This window comes from Desulfomonile tiedjei, from assembly GCA_016212925.1.
Classification (GTDB): domain Bacteria; phylum Desulfobacterota; class Desulfomonilia; order Desulfomonilales; family Desulfomonilaceae; genus JACRDF01.
Genome location: JACRDF010000010.1, coordinates 82,096 through 103,197, shown reverse-complemented (window position 1 = coordinate 103,197; position 21,102 = coordinate 82,096). Strand labels below are relative to the sequence as shown.

General features: G+C 48.3%; 18 protein-coding genes. All 18 read right to left on the bottom strand.

The features are described from left to right. Positions 1-50 precede the first annotated feature (50 nt). A complete protein-coding gene (locus HY913_04485; GenBank protein MBI4962512.1) occupies positions 51-1,310 on the bottom strand; it encodes a glycosyltransferase family 4 protein in 1,260 nt (419 codons plus the stop codon). A 206-nt stretch (positions 1,311-1,516) separates the two neighbouring features. After that, a complete protein-coding gene (locus HY913_04480) occupies positions 1,517-2,083 on the bottom strand; it encodes a hypothetical protein (protein MBI4962511.1) in 567 nt (188 codons plus the stop codon). Between the two features lie 15 nt (positions 2,084-2,098). Continuing rightward, positions 2,099-2,503: a hypothetical protein gene (locus HY913_04475; protein MBI4962510.1), complete on the bottom strand. Its 405-nt coding sequence runs from the start codon at positions 2,501-2,503 to the stop codon at positions 2,099-2,101. Position 2,504: 1 nt separating this feature from the next. Continuing rightward, entirely contained in the window at positions 2,505-4,223 is a 1,719-nt protein-coding gene (locus tag HY913_04470) for a hypothetical protein (protein ID MBI4962509.1), read from the bottom strand. 14 nt (positions 4,224-4,237) lie between these two features. Next, on the bottom strand, positions 4,238-4,624 hold the full coding sequence (locus HY913_04465) for a hypothetical protein (protein ID MBI4962508.1): 387 nt from the start codon (positions 4,622-4,624) through the stop codon (positions 4,238-4,240). 103 nt (positions 4,625-4,727) lie between these two features. Next, positions 4,728-6,560, bottom strand: a complete 1,833-nt coding sequence (locus HY913_04460; GenBank protein MBI4962507.1) for a hypothetical protein — start codon at positions 6,558-6,560, stop codon at positions 4,728-4,730. Between the two features lie 487 nt (positions 6,561-7,047). Further along, on the bottom strand, positions 7,048-9,546 hold the full coding sequence (locus HY913_04455) for a hypothetical protein (protein MBI4962506.1): 2,499 nt from the start codon (positions 9,544-9,546) through the stop codon (positions 7,048-7,050). Between the two features lies 1 nt (position 9,547). Next, positions 9,548-10,858 (bottom strand): hypothetical protein, encoded by a 1,311-nt coding sequence (locus tag HY913_04450; protein ID MBI4962505.1) that lies wholly within the window; start codon positions 10,856-10,858, stop codon positions 9,548-9,550. Continuing rightward, positions 10,858-12,858: a hypothetical protein gene (locus HY913_04445; protein ID MBI4962504.1), complete on the bottom strand. Its 2,001-nt coding sequence runs from the start codon at positions 12,856-12,858 to the stop codon at positions 10,858-10,860. The genes HY913_04450 and HY913_04445 overlap by 1 nt, the downstream gene beginning before the upstream one ends. Before the next feature lie 5 nt (positions 12,859-12,863). Continuing rightward, on the bottom strand, positions 12,864-13,157 hold the full coding sequence (locus HY913_04440; protein MBI4962503.1) for a hypothetical protein: 294 nt from the start codon (positions 13,155-13,157) through the stop codon (positions 12,864-12,866). 112 nt (positions 13,158-13,269) lie between these two features. Next, positions 13,270-16,941, bottom strand: coding sequence for a phage tail tape measure protein (locus HY913_04435; protein ID MBI4962502.1), 3,672 nt, complete (start codon positions 16,939-16,941; stop codon positions 13,270-13,272). Positions 16,942-17,116: 175 nt separating this feature from the next. Next, positions 17,117-17,503, bottom strand: a complete 387-nt coding sequence (locus HY913_04430) for a hypothetical protein (protein ID MBI4962501.1) — start codon at positions 17,501-17,503, stop codon at positions 17,117-17,119. A 13-nt stretch (positions 17,504-17,516) separates the two neighbouring features. Next, positions 17,517-18,026, bottom strand: coding sequence for a hypothetical protein (locus HY913_04425; GenBank protein ID MBI4962500.1), 510 nt, complete (start codon positions 18,024-18,026; stop codon positions 17,517-17,519). 480 nt (positions 18,027-18,506) lie between these two features. Beyond that, positions 18,507-18,902 carry an HK97 gp10 family phage protein gene (locus HY913_04420; GenBank protein ID MBI4962499.1) on the bottom strand — a complete coding sequence of 132 codons (396 nt, stop codon included), beginning with the start codon at positions 18,900-18,902 and terminating at the stop codon, positions 18,507-18,509. After that, the gene (locus HY913_04415) at positions 18,903-19,271 is read right to left on the bottom strand and encodes a hypothetical protein (GenBank protein MBI4962498.1); all 369 of its coding nucleotides are present in this window, start codon (positions 19,269-19,271) and stop codon (positions 18,903-18,905) included. It abuts the gene before it with no gap. Then, positions 19,271-19,825 carry a hypothetical protein gene (locus tag HY913_04410; GenBank protein MBI4962497.1) on the bottom strand — a complete coding sequence of 185 codons (555 nt, stop codon included), beginning with the start codon at positions 19,823-19,825 and terminating at the stop codon, positions 19,271-19,273. The genes HY913_04415 and HY913_04410 overlap by 1 nt, the downstream gene beginning before the upstream one ends. Continuing rightward, positions 19,804-20,055 carry a hypothetical protein gene (locus tag HY913_04405; protein ID MBI4962496.1) on the bottom strand — a complete coding sequence of 84 codons (252 nt, stop codon included), beginning with the start codon at positions 20,053-20,055 and terminating at the stop codon, positions 19,804-19,806. The genes HY913_04410 and HY913_04405 overlap by 22 nt, the downstream gene beginning before the upstream one ends. A gap of 4 nt (positions 20,056-20,059) precedes the next feature. Next, the gene (locus HY913_04400) at positions 20,060-21,001 is read right to left on the bottom strand and encodes a phage major capsid protein (GenBank protein MBI4962495.1); all 942 of its coding nucleotides are present in this window, start codon (positions 20,999-21,001) and stop codon (positions 20,060-20,062) included. Positions 21,002-21,102 lie beyond the last annotated feature (101 nt).

Genomic DNA, 21,102 nt, shown 5'->3' with positions numbered 1-21,102 from the left:
ATGAGGTGACTCTATTTCTGTTGTTGATTATGATTGGTGTGTCTTTCACGTCAATTCCAGATGCAGGACTCTGTAAGCAGGGGAGCATAGTAGCCGCGGTAAATAGTATCTATGTTGTAGGTCTGTCTCATAAACGTTCGTGCCTGCCAGCAGTCGTCCTCCTTAGCCCTGGCAACGATCATGTCTGCCATCCACTGGTAGTATTCACGCTCGTCCTGGGGTTCAAAGCATTTCTCAGCACTGCCAAAGTCAAAGAACAGCCCATAACCACCTGACGTTCCCATCAGGACTGATAAGCTCCTGTTGAGTACCGGCAAGACTCCCCCGGCAAGACAAGCCTCCGGTAGTGTCAAACCAAAGGATTCGGCCTCGGTGGGGTAAATGAACAGGTTGGCACATTGCATCAATTCTCTGAGAATATGCCGCGGCAGTCCTCTCTCATAGTTGAGGTCGCTCGTAAACCCAAACTCTCTCTTTGAGAGACCGTTTCTTTCAGCCATTCTCTTGTAAGGTTCAAGATCATCTCGTGGCACTCTGCCGGTAGCATTTGAGTCTGCTATCAAGAGACAGACTGAAAAGCCTTTGGACTTGAGAGCCTTGAACAGCAGTATCAATTTGCTGAGACCTTTTTGTGACAGTCTGGCTCCTGAGACTGGATAGACCTGAACAAACTGGGCCTGCATCAGACTAGGATAAGCGTCTATGACATTCCAAGTCTCGTCACAAAAGTCGAACAGCAGCCTTAGATCTGTGGCGTGTGGAACTGTTCTGACGTGCCTACTATCGCCCCCAAACATCGTAGCTACGCGTACACGGTCGATGCGATTGGGGTAGATCAGTTTGTGATTGCGCCCATATCTCTTAATGCCCCACCAGTTAAAGCCTTCGCTTGGTACTGAATGAATCCAGTGTAAGAACCTGACGTGTCTGGTCTGATCTTTGGATAACCTGACAGACTCAGCCAGGGGCAAATTCCAGGCAGTGAACAACCAATCATGGGTAACGGCAAGGTCAAAGTCTGAGAGACGCTGAGAAACGATCTGAGACGTTTGAGAGGCAATTCTCTGATGGTCCTCGGTCAGGTCTTGGAGTCTCGCATATTCGATCTCTTCATAGGCAGGTATGATAGGCTCGACCGGACATTGGTAGCGTGAGTTTATGTTGATCGTTTTGTCCTGAAAGGTCTCGGAAGCAAAAACAGTGACGTCATGCCCGTAGCGGCAAAGCATAGCCACTTGGTGTCTGACTACACTGGTAAGGCTGTAAGCGTCGTGGAGGTCACGTAGATTCGTAAGAATAGCGATTCGCATCTAATGGTGGGGCTCAGACCTGAATGAGACTTCAGGCAAAAGTTGCCTGAAGTTAAATGTGCAGACTCTCAGTAATGTGCTGTCTTTCCTGCCTGAGCAGCATTTCCCATGCCAGGTATCTGGCATACCAGGAGTTGTTGCCGGTCGTTCGCTCAATAAGATTCGTCAGGTCTTGGTGTTCCTGCTTCACAGCGTCAAGCGTGGCACTATTTGTCTCTGGGGAGCCTGAGTTCCCTGATGGTGATAAGGATTTCACTGCCTAGTCCATCTATAAATTTATCAATTCGGGTCGAAATGTCTGATATGGAGGATCGTGTCTGCACGCGGCTTTCCTGTGCCTCAGTAGCGAATTCTTTTAATTCTCGGTTCACCTGTTCAAGGAAGGTCAACACTTGGGATAGATTGGGGCATCGCTCTATGGGGCAATGTTTCCAAATCTCCTCGTCTGCGAGACGCTTAGTGTCCTCAACATGGCACATGAACACGTCGTCAAACTTCTGGTTAATTTCTCTGATCTCTTGGACTGCTTGTCGCATCTCATCAGTGAGAACAGATTGGTCAACAACTTTTCCATTCTTGACCCAAGCGTCGGTTATTTTCTCAATTCGCTGTTCTACATTAGTGAGGTAATTTTGAACCTTGTCTCTGAGGTGGAGGACGTACCGATAGGCGAGGTAAAGGACAAAGGCAAGAACTGGGATACCTATTCCAGCGTACCATCCGTAGTCTCTATAAGCGTCAACTGCATCTTTTAAATCCCCTGGCGTGATCAATTGCTGCCTCGATGTTTAACGGTAATTACCAGGGTATGGATAAAGTGATTTGACTCTTACCCTCTCAGCTAATGCGGGTCCTTCCTGATCTCCATCCCAGCGAACCCCCTGAGCCATGCCGTCAAACTTCTTGGAGTATTCAGCTGCCCGGCATTCTCGTATTCTGGCGACTTGGTAATCTTTTAGGGCTTGCCATTGCGCCTGTGTAAGCACAGACTTTGCAGCGAGAGCTGTTTCATCAGATTCAAGGTCGATTTGGAGAAAAGCGGCATCACCATCAGGATTACTGGACCAGTCCAAGGCTACTAATGCAGACTTAACTTCAAGGGAGGGCTCCTGGGCCGGATCATTCCATTGAGGAGTTCCGTCGCCCCATTTGTGCGGAGGACATCCTACGACAGCGAATATATCGGCTTTCAAATCAGTCTCCTATGTGTCCTGTTATGGCAGCCACATGTTTGGCGTAGCCCGGATTTGGATAGAATTCCAAGGTCGCGTCACCACCACATGCGCTGGCGTAGGGCTGTGCAGAATGGTATCCTTGCGACAATTCTCGATTCACTTCATAGAATTGGCTATAGTCATAATCCACATTAATAAGCATTTTATCATAGTCATTACTAGGCCATGTGTCCTCGGCAGGAGTAGGGTCATCGCTGAAAGATAGAGTGGTTCCGATATTCCCGCCATAGGCTCCGCCAGTCACTAAGTGGACCACACGCTGTTTAGCCAGGACAAAGTCTACCTTCCAGTCATCATTAAGGTTCCACTTGCGCCACTTCACGTTATAACCTGGGCATGTCATGGTAGTCAAAGCGATATAAGGATTAAGTTTCCCTAATGTCTTTCGAGATTGGTTATACACGTTGTCAACCAGCCTGCGTTGCATCACATCAATTGGAGCCTGAAAGCCAGGCTGTCTGGTAATAGGCTCAATGGCACCGACGTAGAGTTTGTTTGGTTCCCCTATTTTGACTTTGCGAGCGTCCTGCGTCGTGTACCCTGTTGTTGAGGCTTCAAGGAGAAAATTACCCTCTGATTCCTCATAGAAATAAGCGTAATGGAAGGTATCAGCCGTCAAAGCTTCACAATCCAAATAATAACCTTGTCCACTCGTTGGCCTCAGTACCCATGAGCCGACAGCATCATCAAAAAGCGGCACGTAGATTCCATTTCGAGGCACATAGGCAAGCTGTGGACAATGGTTCACCGTAGAATTCAGTACGAATTCAAAGAGGGCATTCCTAGAATCCTTAGTTAGAGGAAGCCAGGTAGCTCCTCCGTCCGTGCTGTATTTGGCCCAACAATTGTCAGGCAGGGCGGAGGTGGCGCTTGTGTTATTCCGGTTGTAACCAATGCTCGCATCAATTCCGGCAGATCCACTCAGCACCAGACAATAGGCTTTCCCATCATCAAGCATTGGAGGCCCTGATACGGTGACATCCGACCATCCGGCCCCGAGTTCCACGTTCAACCCCAAAGCCTTTAGGGAGCCTCCTGTTGGGTCGCCTCCATAACCAGTCGCAGCATAAAGGTTGCCACCAAATTCTTGCACCGCGACACAAGCACTTCTTCTGAGGCTCAACCTTGAAAGTCTCTCATTGCCTTCCTGCACCCACCCGATCAAAATCTGCTTCTGAGTTGAGTCAATTTGGAAGGATGCCTCGTTTGCAGTTTCAATGTAAGCAAGGCTGCACTTGAGAGCGAGTTCTGGATCTATAGCTTCAGGAGGAAGGCCATTACCATTTAGATCCGACACCTTCGCAACAGGGTCTACCGCAGTTGGAGCACCTGCGACTATCCCAGCAATCGTGTCCTGATCCAAGAGATTAAAACCGGCCAGGATGCCATCAGGGCTAACCTCTACGGTGTTGCCACTACTGCTGTCTGAAATGATGATGCTCTCGTAAGTTGCAGAAACAGCGCTTGTGCTCCCCACGTTTTGTAAGTCCAAAGCTTCAGAATTTACATTAGTGGTCGAGACTTCATCCGCGGCTTGAAATGAATTGCCTTTCGGGTCTTTGTCAATGCCTGCTTGCCATTGTCCATTAGCACCGACAAGGATCGCACCATCCGCTGGAGGAGCAGGCAAATTGCCAGATCCTTGCTGCGGTATAATTGTGCTTTGTGAGTCTGCCATTGGCCCTCCCTCCCCTAGTTGCCGAGCCAGCCGTACACGTAAACAGGGCTTCCACCACTCCCTGTGATCTCAAGCTTCTCTATCTCTCGGTCCTGGCTAATCTTGTCGATCTCGCCGCTAAGCACTGCGAGAGGGTTGCTGGAATCCTCGTTCACAACACACGTAATCGCGGCACCTGATGCATTCTTGATCTGGATAGACTTATACTTGGAAAGACCTGTAAGCGTTACGGGAGCAGCAGCAGCGTGGAGAGTCACCCAAGGCGCAGGTCCATGTGAGGTTAGTTCAAAATTTGGATTTGGAGGATAGAGGTATTTCTTAATGGTGCCTGCCTGTTCGGGTTGAAGTGGGACACCTTCAAGGTTTTTTGTGGTAGTAGAGACATTGGTGTAAGTGGGCATGTATCAATTCCTCGGTAAGCAAATTGTGGAGGTGAGATCAATTAGGAGAAACAGATGGGTTCACATAAGAAAGACAGGTACTTGTTTTCTTATGATTCAGACCTCAGACAGACACTCTTCCGCTGATAGCACCGACACTATTGGCATAAAAAGTGGCTTGCAAATTCTGGTCACTGCTTTCAACCAGGTAGGCATAATGATACCCCGCATTGACAGTTGTTTTTAAAGGAACCCAAGGAGTGAGCCACTGAGGGGAATTCCAGCCAGATTTCGATGGCAAGCAATCGGCGTGAGAACTGGTTGAATCAACGGACACTCCAGTACAAGCATTGGTGTTGTATCCAGTAGTAGCGGTCTGATGGTGTCTGGCCTGAAACTCTATATACTGGGAGTCCAGCGCCGATAGCCACTCAACCTTGGTGGAGTCATCATTATTGCCTTTTCTCCAGGTGCTTGAATTGTAAGTGTACTGACTCCCTGCTAACGCCGCCTTCAGTTGTCTGTGGGCCTGGTTGTAGGCGTTGGCAACGAACCTCTTCGTGGCACTGTCAGTAAATTTAGCGACTCCCCCGTCATTCCTTAACCGAATCATTCCAATGTATAATCTACTCTTGCCGATGTCAGTTAGGTTGTCATAACAATAGATTCCTTGCCAGAGAGCGGGGACTACCGCCCTAGTAGTATCGTCAGTCCATTTCTTGAAGGCGAAGGCGGCTTCAGTATCAGAAACACGAACAAGGAAAACATCGTAATTGAAATCATATGTCAGGGCATTATTATCAACATCCAGGCCGGCATTTGTGATGCTTGGAGCAGAAGAAGGCTTTACTAATTTCCAAGCATTTGCTGTGCTGTCCCATAACCCTATTTGGTAACCTGTCCATGTTAAGGACGTATCAGACACCCTCCCCATACGTCCATCATTCTGTTTTTTGATGAAATCCTGCAAGAATGAAGCCCAGTCCAGTACAGATACGACATCACTCGGCGCTGAAAACTGGGCTGAGTCGAACGTCTTGAATGGTAGGTTTATCCCGTCCTTGGACTTAGCAAGGCCCACGCCACCTCCCTCATTGGACGTGGTATTTGCTTCACCTCCTACCGCTCCTGGAGGCTCCTTCCACGTGTCGTCGTCGTAAAGCACCTTGGAGCCTGGTGTCCCTGACGTATTAGGCACACCACCACGCTTTGTTCCTGAGATAGTCGGGAGCCTGTCCCCGTCCAGTGTCCCTGAACTTACATCCCCGGCAGCGTGAGTATGGGAAGAAGGGGCGTGGCCTGAATGAGGAGCGGCTGCGACCTCATGGGTGTCAATGTCAGACTGTGCGGCAGCGATCGCTGAGTCACGAATCCCTAATGCAGTATTTATTTCAGTGGACGTGTAATAGTCCTGAACAAGACCGATAGAAATTGTACCGTCAACGTCTTCAACGCTTATTTCGTCTGTGGCACCTGTAAGGGTTTTGAACTGAATTTCATCCCCTGCTGCGTTTGCCCCTACGAGTTGATTTGCCGCTCCAATAAGGTCAAAAAGAGCGTATCCTTCGCTCGGAGTGTCAGCGATTCTTACAAACCTTTTGCCGTCACCGGTCTGAGGGATCGGAGTGTTGTGGATATTTTCAACTTCAGCCTCACTGAGATGCGCAGCAGGTATTTCTCCGCCACTAGCGTCATCAGTGTGGGCATGCACTCCTACGTTACTCGTATAGTTGTCCGCGGGTTTGATAGTAGCGAGGTTCGGTGTGATAACACTTTCTTTTATTGTGCAAGCGGTGAGACCTGTCCCTGAATTATAGGATGACGAATCAACAGTAACCTCTTCGATTCCGTCAGTCCCCATAAACAATTTGAGGCGCAGTCCTGGAGGGAGATTCTCAGTCCTGTTTTCCGCAACAGTAAATTGGTTGAGTGAAACGTAGGACGCGGTTATAGACATATCAATTTACTCCTCAACATTTGCATCAATTATGGGGTAGGCATCAGTGAATTATTATGTGAGCCAGTCGTCATGCCACAATTCAGGCCAGTTTTCGGGCCAGAGGTCGGGCCACTCCTCGTGAAAGAAGTGACTTGGAGGTCGTGCCGAAGACATTAATGATACACATATTACAATTAGACCATCACTTGTAGACTCAGGAAACGAAGTCCTGAAATCTATCAGTGTCTCTGAAAGAGGAGAAAAGTCTCCTAAAAAGCAGGACGTGTCAGGTAAGGCACCAATTGACTTATATTCAACTTCTGAATGGCGCTTGGCTGAGATCAATCCAGAGTGTTCCTTGCTTAAGACCATTAGCGCCGAGTCTATAAACTGCTCTCCTGCCTCCATTACCAGCGTCAATGAGGTATCAAAATTAGTCCCGGAGACGTGGAACGGGATGGTAAGCGACTGGATGTTTTGATTACCTTGTTTCCAGTACATTGGTCTACCCGTACAAGTTCCTCTGAAAGTTTTGATCCATTACGCCTCCATTTCCCCTTGCGTATCTGTACAGTGGATCATTCCAGCGGTCAGTATATCCTGTACGATAGCTTGCCGGAGGTCTTATAGCTCTTTCAAGGGTTATCATTGGGACGATAATGGCAGGCAAGTCGTGAGCATATTCGTCCGATGCAACTGGGCGATTATAACTGGAGTTAGGACACTGCGGGTCGGGTTCTACAAAGGAAAAATTAATGCTTCTCCCTACGGCGTCTAATACTCTATTCTCTCCCTGCTTGGTTCTGAACTGATCTATAAAGATTGGTGAATCTGGATTAGAATCCCAAAATATTCCTGCCTGCGCTTGAAACCCTCCACCTGGAGGCCTCAAGTCATCCAGGCTTCGTGGAACGGATTCTTCCCCGTTCCTTTCAAATGACATCGAATGTCCTTCATACCCATCGTCTTTGTTTTCTTTTGTTAAGGTAAAGACTTCGTCAACTTTTCTCCAAATAAAGTATGTTTGGCCCGTCTTCTTCCGCCTAATTATTCCCACCAATGCTCCGGCCTTGTCAGGACTGATCCCAACCCCGTAAGGAATCATGTCCCACATTGATCCTGCCCCTTCATAGATCATGGAGCCCGCGAAGACATCAGTATCAAGACCGACTTGGTATGATGGTATGCCGTAATTGAGCCAGAAGCTGGATGCTCCCAGTTGTGGTATCCAGTCTTTGGTATAGTCAGTCCACTTATTGGAATCCTTTAGAGGAAATCCTCCTATCTTCCTCCAGACCGTGCTGGCATAATAATCTCCGCCCGAAAACCCTTCAGGATTCAAAATGCCCCACTGAGTGTTCCAATACCAATATCTGTTCTGGTTCCATGAAACGAGTTGCATGTGCCGGTTCCCACACAAAGCTTCATCGTTGATTTGGTGAGCAGCATCATAGGTGTCGAAGGCATATTGGGTATGGCTATGCTGATGAGTCGTCCAGGTGCCTCCGCCGAACGGGTAGGGGCAGAAAAACCCGAAGACATCATACTCATTGGTGTTGTGACTAGGAGCGAATATATTGCTGGGGAATCTATCCCACCAAACACCGACCCTATAACGATTGACGCTATAATACCTGTCCTGTGGATGACAAGTCCATACAGCCCAGTTAACGCCAAATATATCGCCATGCCAAACATATGAAGAAGGAGCCCATGTGGGGCCTCCTCCTCCCACCGGGAAGAGCCAATTATAGCAGGGGGAACCCTCTCCCACTATATCTCCACCAGGAGTACTATTGGGAGTATTATCAATAATGGGTGTAATTACTGTGGTAACCGGAGGAGTAACAGTGATAACACTTGGGACGCTTCGCTCTCTAGTCCTGCAATAATATGCCCAGCGCCTCGGCACAAACCCAATGTCATACTCTTCTCCACAAGAGATAATGCTGCCGCCTATTCCAGGCGCATCGTACCTCGGCGCTCTAGTCACTTTATATGTGTCGTTATCGCTCGTATCAAAGGATCTGAAGAAAATGCCATCCACGTTTAGGGTATCGTAATGATACTGGAAAGTGTCATCGTCAGTTATATTTAGATAGTGACAACGTGTCCCAGAGCCCACTTCAGACGCTCTTAAAGACATTTTTCTGGTGGTAAAGGGATATTTGTAGCTTAACAGGCAGTGCTTCTCATTGTCCTTGAACTTCCCTTTATGGTCCAAGATCTTGTCCGCATTAGTGATATCCTGATCCTGCCCCTTACCGGAACCGCTCTTGAGTTCAATTCTTATGTTGAAGAATCCGCTACCCCAATACCATATCTTCTCCTCTTCATTGTTTCTCCTCCCCACTGACATTCCACCGAGGGGTTTTCTGTCCCATACTGAGGTGCCGAATTCCTGAACGATTCGTTCCGGCGATACATCATATTGTTCAGGCATATAAATTTTAATGTCAAAACTATCCACCCACCCGGAAGCATCATTTGAATAGTAACCATTGTCGGCTTTCCATGCATAGTATGGATTGCTAATCTGGTCGCTGGTGTGAAAGACCTCACTCAATTCATTGGACCAATTATCCACATCCTTCCAGACCTTCAAAGACTCGATGTTTTCCGGAAGCACCGGGAGCTGGCTCTTTGTCTCATTGTGATAGACGTAGGTTTTGCCGTCTTGATACTGAGCGTACGATACTCCATCTACCAAAATGGACTTCTTGAGCGTCTTCTCAGGGTTTTGGGGGTCTCTATAGGTTATCTCCCCTATGGAATAACGATATATTGATTCGCGATGATCTCCCTCTATTTCCATGTAGTCATTTGTTGAATTCAAGACAGGAAACACAACTGGAGTGGTAGCCGCGTCATAGAAATGGAACTTTATTGGTCCCCCAACAAGCTCTTCCTCTTGAAGAAGAGTGGGCCAGACTTCAGGTCTTTGTGGTTCGTCTGCCTGAGTCTTTTTCTTTGGAGGCATAGTTATATTGAGATCTATTTCCATACTAACCGCCAGAAAAGGTCACGCCATTGGCAGAGAGAATCTCCTCAATGGATTCGTAATGCCCCTGACTTGGTGTCCCAGAAGCTAAGATATGGGCTCCGGGATTTTGAGGGTCCTCTATGTGCAAACCATTAGGGTCGGGTATATATGCAGGCGGAGGATTAGGATTTGGAGAATAACGTGGCAGTTTGTATCTCTCCAGCAGGGCCTGGATGCGCCATATGAGGTTCTTTTGCACGTCCAAATCCTCTATCCAGAAAGTGCCTTGATAGTCTCGCGACGTATCAGCAGCGCCCTTTGTGCCAACAGGTCGTAGACTGAAAGACCGAGGGTTTAAGGATGAATTCAGACCTACTCTTGGATTTAAGCGGAGCCTGACACTCACTGCCCCGTCGTTAAGGACCGTTCCCGTGGCCTGACCCGTTTGTGTAAGTTCAATACCATTAGCTCCACGGGTGAAGGCTCCCGTTGCCTGAGCGAGTTCCACTTGATCCCCACCGTCAGATACAAAGATCAGTGCGGTGTCGGACTCTTCCAGGTCCGGTGACAATATGAATGTGCCGCTCTGCCATTTCGTACCGTTGGCAAAACGATAAAGGGTGGTGCCATCGCATTTGAGCCTCGTGCCGTAGGGGATCAAGGAATTTGCAGCAACGTCAAGGATACCTACAGAGTCGCCTGCAATAAGAATGTCCACTGTGGGAGGTGTGCCGTCTGTCCAGTTGTCAAATGTGACCTGAAGACCGTTGACATCACCGTCGGTTATGGGGTTGGAGCTGCCGCTCTGATAAAAACACAGAAAGGGCTTGCTTGGGTGCGCTGCTGCATTCTCCACTCGAACCGCGTTGGTAGCCACGAGAGAGCAATTAGTTTGAGTCTCTCCACTAATATTCTTGACCCTAAATGCTTTCTCTGAGTCAGGAAAGCCTGAGACACGCGACTCGTAAGACAGAGTGCGAATAGGAGCAGAGCCGTCAAAAAGGCCGCCTATAACAGCCAAGAATTCATCTCCCGGCTGCGTCCACTCCCTGAACTTGAAAGACCATCCAGGCAAGACATTCAGGTTTTCAGTCGTGCTGTCACAAACCACAGTCTTTGATACTGAGGTCTGCTGGTCATATTTGAACCACAGCAACTCAGTCTGAGAGGCAAACCTGAACCTATGGACACCAGCGGGACGCGAAGCATAGCCTTCTTGATCTTGATCGATCCTTGTGGCTGCTTTAACTGCTCCTCCAATGATATTTCGGACGTACCCGTCAATATCAAGATCGCTGCCTTCATAGGGGCATAGTATTTGCCACTGAGCCATCAGAATTTCGTCCTCACAGTCAAAGTCTGCTCATACTTGAGAGAGACCTGATTCTCTTCTCCATCAAAGCTGAAAGTCTCGTGGACACTCTTGAGGACGTAGTCTGCTTCTGGAATGGTCATCTCCGCGCCATTCACGACACGACTAAAAGCGGCAAGCCTGACCTTGATAGCGGTTGTCTCAAGAGGAATTGGAACAGGAGTCTTTATCGTTACGGTACAATTACCGCTGCTCTTACGGGCAAAGACTCTCTCGGCTATCTGCTCTGCAAGTGTGTCGTTATCAATATCGTCATGATCGACGGTACGAGGCGTGTGATAGCAAGGTCCATAGCCTCCTATAAGTTGCCCAGGCCCGTTGAAGAATTCCTTACGGTACTTTACCTCTACAGTCTTTGGTTTGTCTCTCTGCGGATTCTCCAGAATTTGACTGTTCATCCTGAACTTGTCAGGTATGAGGGCATGGTCAGTGTCTCTTTTGATGAGGATGTCGTCGAAGGTCCTGGATATATCGGTCATCTTGGTATGAGTGAGGAGGGTTACGGTATCTTGGCTTGTATCGGAATCTGTGTCTATCAGGCTCCTTGAATAGTCCTGCCTCAAAACATCAGCCATAGACACGGGATCGGTCCGATACTGCTCCCCTTCATACTCTGTCCAGTTAAACAGAATCACCTCTTCGATCATCTCTGTCGTCTGAGACTGATTCAGAGGCTTTATGAACTGGTTTTGCAGGGTCGTCTTTGTCCGAAGGAGCCTGAGTTCCTTTTGCTCTTGTTTAGGCCAGTTTGTGAGGAGCCACTCTTCCTCTATTGTGGCTATCGGCTTGAACGCCGCTGAGTACTGGTGCTTCACCACTGTTTTGCCTACAAGCTCGTCATCCACATTGTAAAACTGAGTCTCGTCTTCAACAGGCATGTACTGGTCATTTTGGTTCGGGACTTTACGGACGTGATACCGCATTATATGTTTCTGAGTCTTGATCTTCTTGATGTTAAGCTCTTCGCCAGGAGTCCCGAAAGGAACGACTGCTCCTCCTGTCTTGCTGTAACGTGTCACTGAGTTGTCCACGTCTATGGATGCTTCAAATTCCTTGTCAATGGACAGATCTACGGGAGGAATCTCAATTGGTGTGTAATTAGCCTGTTCAGGACTCTCAAGAGTGCCGCTGGTCTTTCTGCCGGTAACAATGACATGATCCACAATATCTTGACTCTGGTTGCCAGCATCATCAGTGAAGGAAGTTGAGACTATGGCAGGGTTGTCTATTCTGAGGATTTGCAACTCAGCAATTTCAGCAGAGCCATTCGCCACGTCTGAGATAACTATTGTAGGCTTGCCGTCGTCTCCGGAAGGCAACACATCTAGGGTCGGACCCCACACCGAAAAAATTGATGTGATGGCATCTCCCCATTTGGTTCCACCGCTAAAGGTCATCGTGTCTATGAGATTAACGTTTGGCGTGTTGACCAGCAGCTTATATCCAATAAGACTTGCGAGATACCTGCCTATGTCGTGATGGTTAGTTGGGCCGACGATGCACTCAAAACTGCTCTCCTGAAATTCCTGTCCAGGCAACCTGGGGTGATAGAGCCGCACTCCGTTGTAGTACACCGCTCCATTTTTTACCGTGGCCGTAGGTCCTATTGCCTGGAGCCAGTTTGCATTAACGAATACGAGGGTCTTGGGGATACAGTATTGCCTCAGGTCCAAGGCGTCTGCGCTTTGAGCCGAGGAAGATATCTTCCGGCTGGACGTGTCAGTACCGTCGTCACCTCCCACGTTAGTAGCAGGGCAATTCTCTAGTCGTGTCCACTCTGCACCGGCAAATCCCGTCCTAATGGTCCACGTGTCATCGGCAGAAACATTCAGAGGTCTGGGAAACTGAACATCCCATGATGGTGATATCTTGTTGGCTTCCCTGGTAATACTTACTGACTTGACATCTATGGGAGTGCCGTTTCGTTCAACAATGCAAGTTAAGCCTGGAATCACACTCATAGTAATTAATTCTCGGTCTCAATTATTAAGTTCAATTCGCCAGTATAGAGGTCCAGAATGTCGCCTTCAATTTGAGCGTGGACTACATCATCGCCCCATGCCTGATGCTTCACATTTGCAACGCCGTCTTTTGCAGCAAATCGGACAGTGACACTGCCTCCACTATTCTCCAAATTGGCTGAATATGAGTTGCCTGACTTCCAATAGGAGTAGAGGGTTGCTACGTCCGACATAGGAACCCATTCAAATACCAACTTGGCGCAAATATAGTCCTGACTGACGTTTACAGGTCTCAGCATCACAAGATTGCCACTACGCGTTCTGACGTCACTTCCAAGAGTAACGGGAACGTTTTTGTTGATCCACTTGAGGGGATAGGTATAGGTAACAGAACCTATATGAGCAGCCATACTATTTGTTCCACATGTCTACACCACCACCATTATTCAGTGTTACATTTACTTTTATGGGCTTGCTAAATGTGTCTTTGGCAGTGTTGATGACTTCTTTAAATTGCTCAATTCCGGTCTTGAATAATGATCCTGACTCAGTGAAAGCAGACGGGTCTAAGGGAGCACCACCCGCGGTGGTAAACTGCTGTGCAGCGGGTGGAATGAGTCCAGCAACAACCTCTGATAAGGAGGCACTGAGTTGAGATAGAATTTCTGACAGATTGTTGGTTATGCCCTCAGATGCCGCGGCGACAGGAGCAACAGTCCCTCTCTCACCCTCAAAGGGGGCTTTTTGCTCGCCAGTGGCTTCCGGTGATGCCACACCTTTGGCTTCTGCCTCAGGTTGAGACGGGGCCTGAATTTTGCCCATCAAAGCAGCGGTGTTTCTTTCTAAGGCAGCAATATTTGCTTGATGAGAGGCAATTTGATTCTGAATAAGAGAATTGACGACTTGTCCCGCCTGCTGAATGCCTTCGGCTATTCGGGCATTAGTTGCTTCGGCATCGCTCACTTGCTTTGAATTGAGGCCCAAGAGTTCCTTACCTGCCTCTGATACCAGAGACGAAGCCTCTTTCTTTGCAGCAGTCTTCATGCCCTCGGGCGCAGACGTAGCAAGTGACTTGGACTGGCCTATGGCCTGCTTGTATAGATTCTCAGCTTCTTTGGTCCTACCGGCTGCTGCTTCCTCTCTTGCCCTTGTGAGTGTGGTACGAACGTCTTCAACTTCAGCCTTCCACTTTGCTGCTCCTGTAAGACCTGACGTAGAAATTGACCTCTGGGCATCGCTAATGAGTTGAGCGTTGCTCCGCATATTCTGGAGCAGTTGATCAGAGTTTTGGCCCAAGGATGCAAAGGCGGATTGGGCCTGTTTTGCGAGTTCCAAAGCCCTTTCAGGCATTGTGGGCATCAACTGGACAGCCTCTCTCAACCTGCTTGAGGCATCAGCGACATTGATCTTTAGCTTGTCGTATTCAGAAGAAGAAGCGAGAGTGATCTGTTTTAGAGCATCCGTAGTGGCTTGACGTTCGGAGACCTGTTGTGCTTCGAGGCGTCTGATTTCTTCTATGGAGTGTTGGCGGGCCTTTAGCTGAGAGTCTAATTCCTTAATAAGGAGTTCAGTGTATTTCCGGTCATCAGCTATCTTGTCGTCGGCGTGCTTTTTCTCCAGTTTCTCTCCTGCAGCCTGTTGTTCAGCCTTATCCAACTGAGCAATGGAACTTAAAGACTCCTGATACTCAATATCCCTGAGTCTCTTAATGTGAGCGTAGTGCTGGTCAGCCTGAGCGATCTTTTGAGTCGCCGCGTCCGTCTCCAATTTCATCTGTTCTAACTTGGCGAGTTGCTGAGACTGGATGGATGCTGAAGCATTGCCTTTCTGCCTGTCCAGGTCAACCTTTCTAAGGGACTCCAGTTGGCTGTAATATGACTCGGCTTCTTTTACGAGAGTGTCGAAGGTATTCTTAATTTCCTCTGCATTAGCGCCGAATGCAGACTTTTGAGGCCCTGTTGCCGCGCCTGCTTTTGCCGCTTGCTCGTCAGTGTTAATGTCTTTCAGGGCTTTTCTGTGGGATCTTACTCGGTCGTCATAGGCGTCACGCCAAGCATTTACTTCCTTCTCGGTGACTTCTTTGCCGGTCGCTGTCTCATAGTCCCGCTTGAACTCCAAGAAGGTCTTATCCATATCAATGTAGTCGTCAATGACCTTCTGAGTTGATTTATCAACCCCCTCTTGCGCCTTAGCGATCTCCTTTGTCTTGTCTGCTGTCTGTTGCGCTTCGCCTTTACCAATCCCAAATGCTGATGCAAGACTCATGGCACCACTAGCAGCCATGCCTATCAGACCTACAATTCTGGCTCCTGGGACCGGTAGGAACATGGCAATGGAAGAGATTGTCATCAGCGTGCCAGATATTTTGTCTAGTGTGGATTCTGCGCCTGAGAATTGAGCCAAGGCTCCTGCTGCCGCTCCAATGCCTAATGCAGCGGCGGAGCCTTTCCCCATCTTGTCTCCTGCTGCGATTACTGTCGGGATTACCCCAGGAGTCTTCTCCGGCACGACAGGAGGTGTACGAACTGCCCCTGACCGGCTGCTCGTTAGAATTGGAACCTGTGAGCCAGCCCCTAATGCGTTTATTGTTCGCTGATTTCTCGCGGCTAAAGATTCAGCAGCGGCATTTCGTTGCTTGGCAATGGTGTTGGCATTTATTGCTGCTGTTTCGGACTGAACAGCTTGAGTCCCTCGGATACTCGCTGCGATGCCTTGGTTCTTGATGTTGATAGCTAATTGCCATGCGCCATAGAGTTGCCGGAGAGCAAAGACCAGTCCACCGAGCGCTAAGGCTAAACCACCGGCGACGACTACGAGGAGGCCAAAAACTCCTAGTCCGCCAGCCAAGACACCAGATAGAGTGGGATATTCCTTTGCCAGCCTGGAGACCCAATTCAAGACATTTGCAAGACCATCCACGACAAACTTGACCGGAGTTAAGAATGGCTCCCCGAAAGAGATTGCCATCTCATCCAAGGCATTCTTCAGGCGAGTAAAGGCAGGAGCGACACCTGAGTTGATGGTATTTACAACCTGTTGGAGAGAACCGGCAGCGTTATTGTTCTTCTCTGTAAGTTCCTCAAGGCCGCTCACATTCTTTGCAATGACAATGGCGTCAGTCGCGCCGTGAACACCAAATATCTTGAAAGCATCAGCAGCGGACATTCCCGCCTGAGCAAGTCTTCTAAAAGTGTCTGTAAGTTGGAGTTGACCTTGTCCATTCTTTACAATCTCAACACCAAGGGCTTGCAACGTGTTTTTGGCTTCTTTGGTAGGATCAACAAGTCTCTCTATGACCCTGCGAAGACCGGTTCCTGCCATTGCTCCCTTAATACCTGCATTGGACAGTATTCCTAAATAACCTGATGCCTCCTCAATGGACATTCCCATAGCAGCAGCGACTGGGGCTGCGTATTTCATACCTTCAACAAGCTCACCCATACTTGTGGTGGTCTCATTGCTGGTCTTGCTAAGGACATCGGCTGCTCGTGTCGCTTGATCTGCGCCTAAGCCAAAGCCTTGCAGAATGTTCACCAGACCCTCTGCGGTCTGACCCATATTCAATTCTTCAGCAGCCGCAAGGTTGAGGACAGGAATAATGGCACTCAGGGTCTGCTCAGTCTTATAACCGGCTCTTGAAAGTTCGAGCATTCCACCTGCTGCTTGTGTAGCTGAGTATTGGCTGCTTGCTCCAATTTCTCTCGCCTTATTACCTAGTCTAGAAAAGTCCTCACTGGTCCCTTCAGCAACAGCCTTCACTTTGTTCATGCTGTGCTGAAAGTCTCCTGCGCTTTTGACAGCCATGCCCATAGGGCCTGCGAGGGCGACTCCAAAACCGACCATAGCAGTGCCTGCACCCACTAGGGCTTCACTGACTTGTTGTAGTTTTTGTTTGAGTTGGTCTGATTGCTTTTTGACTTGATCTAAGGAGTTTTTTGCCTGCTCGCCCGCCTGTTTGGCTCGGTTACCAAAGTCTTGGGCAGCAGAGGCAGCGCCACTGAAAGACGCGGAAACACCCCGAATGACACTGTTAGCCTGATCTGAGGCTTTGATAACAATGTTAAGAACGTAGTCTTTTGCCATTGAGGGATCTATTGTTGAAAGTTGATAAGATCACTGGCAGGCCGAACGTTAGCGTCAGACTGATCTAAACTTTCAATGAGGTAGAAGAGTGTGGGTAAGGAGTAATTACGAACCTCGACGTATGAGTGTCCGTAACGATTGATGAGGGCAGCAGCTAAAGCAGCAATGTCGTCGCTTAGCCTTGGGCCAGAAGTTTTATGCCTAGTTTTTCGCCTAGTTCTTGACCCAAGGCTCGCCATTCCCCCAGGCCGAGACTGTGCTCCAAAGCGATTTTGAGCAATCTGGGGAGTAGCGGCAGCGGCAATTCACCTGCTGAAAGTTCCTCGTCAATGTCAGGCACGGAGACACAATTATCTAAGACCCGTATCACGTCATCTCGGGCAAGTTTCACCACGTCACTCAGTTTGTTCTCAGAGGCAAGCGTGGCTATCTCAGCAAGTGTGTCTAGGATTTGGAGTGCATCAGAAAAAGGGAGAGGCTTAATTTCAAATACAATATCGTTGTATTTCAACCTCTCCCCAGGATAGAGACGCTTCAAGGCATTAGCCTTCGTCAACTTCATGTGGGAACCTCAATTAAGCAGTGGGCTTAGTCATGCCCCAGAATCTATTGGTAGGATGGCTGTCAACGTCTTCAAGAATTTCACCCTCAAACTCCAGTTCAGCCCACTCGTTCATTTTGATAAGGTTCAGGGTGCCTGCGGCGGAAATCTTGACTCTCCAAAACTCATAAGTCCATTCCTCGCCACTTGCATAGTCAGGAACGAATTTGACAGCGTACTCAAGTTCATCGGCTTCGAGGGGTCTGATAGAGTATTGGTCGTCAATTATCCCCTGGAAGTACATTGCGAGTTGCTCCTGTGCAACTTCATCCAATTTGATTTTAAGTGTTGCTGTTTTTTGTGTCGTAATGCTCTTATCTTTAGACTTGAATGTGCCTCGTGAACTGAAGTGTTCAAGTTTCTCTGTCTTAGTTTCCACGGTCAGTTCGGGACAGTTTCCCATATCAGTATAAGAACCGATGGGCAGTTTCTTTATAGTGACAATACCACCACCAGTTACAAATTTCTCTACGTCGTGAGCCATAGTAATTGACCTCCAGTATCAATTGGGGCTTGGGCAGGTATTAAGTAAACAGTCGGCGTATGTCTTCGGCATATAGAATCTCAAACTCTATTGCTTGCGCGACTGTATTGTTGCCTATGGGTGGAAATGTAAGGACTGACGTGTCAGTCTCGTGGATAGAACCTCTATATGTGGTTCCTACTGTCATATTGTTTTGGTATATCTTTTTCTTTACTTGGGACTGAAAAGAGGCTATCTCTTGAGGCGCGCTTTCTTCACTAGAGCCTTGTATGATGGACACGATGCCTATCTTGAATCTGCGTTTGTTATTGACAGAGTTTCTGCTGCTGGACTCGTCAACTGTGTCTCCAAGGTCAACTATGAATATTGATGGAAATTCGGCTAAAGATGCTGTTTTCCTGAAGTTGCGAGTGACCAGTTTGACAGCATCAATGTCTTGCAGCCGGATCACAATGTCATTAAGAATGGATTCGCGCTCTATCATTGCTCAATTTGTTTTTGGATCTGCTCAATTACGATGTCTAGGCACTTATCAATTAGCTTGTCGTTTCTTAGCAGTGGTGCGATAATGCCGCCTACGGCTTGTCTGGAATAAATACCGCCTCCACTTGCTGCGGTACGAGGACCAACACCCTTGTAACGACCCTCTTCCAGCACAATGGCGTAAGGAAGGTCTGTGCCTACAGTGAAGCCCTTCTCAGTCGTTTCTTCCTTCCAGGACCTTGTAAGTGCGCCTGTCCAATAAGGTGAGCGTCCTTGTATTTCCCCCAGCATGGTTCGCATGAAGTCATGGAGACCAAGGTTGATCGCTCGTGGGAGTAACGTCTCTAACTTGGTGAGGACGTTGAAATCAGCAGTAACAACTTCTATGTCCAATTAAGCGCCCTGAGTAATTATCTGAATGACAAAGCCAAGGTCTTTGTTGATGTCAATAATGTCTAAGGTCTGTGTGCCATCAATGATCTTGTCATTTCTACCAAGACTGTTCCTGGTGACACCTTGGGGCAAATCTGCCTCGCGGATAATGTACTGTCTGAGGCTGCTTTGAACCTTTGTACCGTCCATTACTGGCACAGACTCAACCATGAAATTGGATCTGATCGCGGGTAGAGTGAAAGTATTAGTGCTTTCCACGCCTCGCTCTGTCTTGATATAAAGCCTGTAGTTGATAGTTGTTCTCAGCTCTGGGTCTGAAAAGAACTCCCCTACAATCTCTAAAATTCCAGGCTCAAATTCAGACAGCACTATGTGACCTCATTTAACAATTCAGGTCCTTGTGGTTCAGGCAGGACAGTAAACAGAGTGAGATAAGGCTCTATCAGCAGATAAATAGGAAAGTGGCTGCTGCGAATGAGCATCTCAAACAGAGAGGCGTCCCCAGGACTCATCGGCCCATCAGCGCGTGTTACAGAGAGACTCTGAAAGAGGGACAGGCTTTTGACAGCGGCTTTGGACGTACCAGACGACGGGTCACTAACATTGACTGTGCCGCGGTGAATTACGTCATAGGCAATGAGAGCCTGCGCCTTTTGGACATTCTCAGGTATCTCTATTTCGTCCCCGGAGGTCCACCACCTGGGAAATGCTAAGGCTTGGTTCGTGTAAACCTTGAACCCTGCCCAGGAGAGACGGTTCATAAGGAGACAGGCCAGAACAAGCCTTTCCTCTCTAGCAGCGTCTGTGAGGGCATTCCATGCTGTAGTGTCATAGATGGACGAAACTGAGATAACAGAATCAGCGTAAGCTAAAGTGATATACGAATTGCTGTTCTTACTGCCTATTGTTGTGACGAGGGCCATTCTGCAAAGTCCATTTGAATTCCAAGCACCTGAGAAACATCAGCGTCAGGGTCACCACTCAGTCCAATGACCTCAAATAGGGGCTTGTCGTCCTCAAACTTCTGTAGGCAAGCCTCTGCGATCTCTCTAGTTGTCTCGACAGTCTGTGAGCCGATGAAACGATAGGTCTGAGACCCCACCTGAAAGGTAAACGTCTGGTGGGGTCTTCGGAGCAGCGTGACTTGGATCATGGTGTTACACAGTCGGGATAGTTGCGTTCAAACCGGTGTATTTGACCACGCCAGTCCCATCGAGGTATTTCACGTCAAAACGAACAGACAAGACGAAAATGTACTCTTCAGATTCAATGTCCTTATCGGTCTCCAAAAGGATTTGACGATAGATACCAGCGACAATGTTTTCGCGGTGGGTCAAAAGAAACTTGCTGTTAGGCATCCAAGGGACTCTGTAAACCGGAATTCCCTGGTGAGTCACAACACGTCTACCACCAACCTGAATCATTTCGTCACCAAGCGCAGTCCCCCTAGACGCCAGATACCTCTTATACAAGGTCTCTGTCACAGGAGAGACGTAGAAACGCATATTCTCCAGGTCTCTAACAAACTCAGACGGCATCTCTACAAGAGCGGCGTCAAATGGGTCCATGCCTACGTCTTGAGGATTACCTGAGTTGTCTATGGCGTGAGATGTTGCTTGCTTTAGGACGCCATTAAAGATCGCAAGGTCTTCGTCACCGCTGGACGTATCTCCGAGGACAATTATCTCTTCCATGTCCAGAGCAGCACGTCTTGACATCTGACCCATGAGCCAGTCAGGAAAGTTTCCCTTGGCGATGTTGTCTTCAACAACATCATAGGGCAGCCTTACGTTGGCTCGCATGTTCTTAACGTCGAGTTCAACTTTGGCTAGACCTAACTTGGCACGCTTCTCTTCAGTAAATGCAGTTCCTGAAGAAGCGACGTGCAATATCCTGCTATTAAAACCAGCAGACTCCAATTTCTTCTTAGGAGCCAACATAGTGTCAACACGAATGTCACTTAAAAGTGTGGGTTGCGCGAGTGTCATCTCAATAAAGGCATCGGCCTGTTCAGCGTTGAGGTAACCACCAGTGTTTTTGAGATCGAGTACAGTAAGATCATCTTTGCGAGCTATCTCGCGATGAGTAGGAGCAGACATTTATCAATTCCTCCAGTATCAATTCAAGGGTAGCGGCATCAATTACGGCTATGCGCGGGTAGTGCCGGTGGGTTAGTTACAAATTGGGATACAAATTGAAG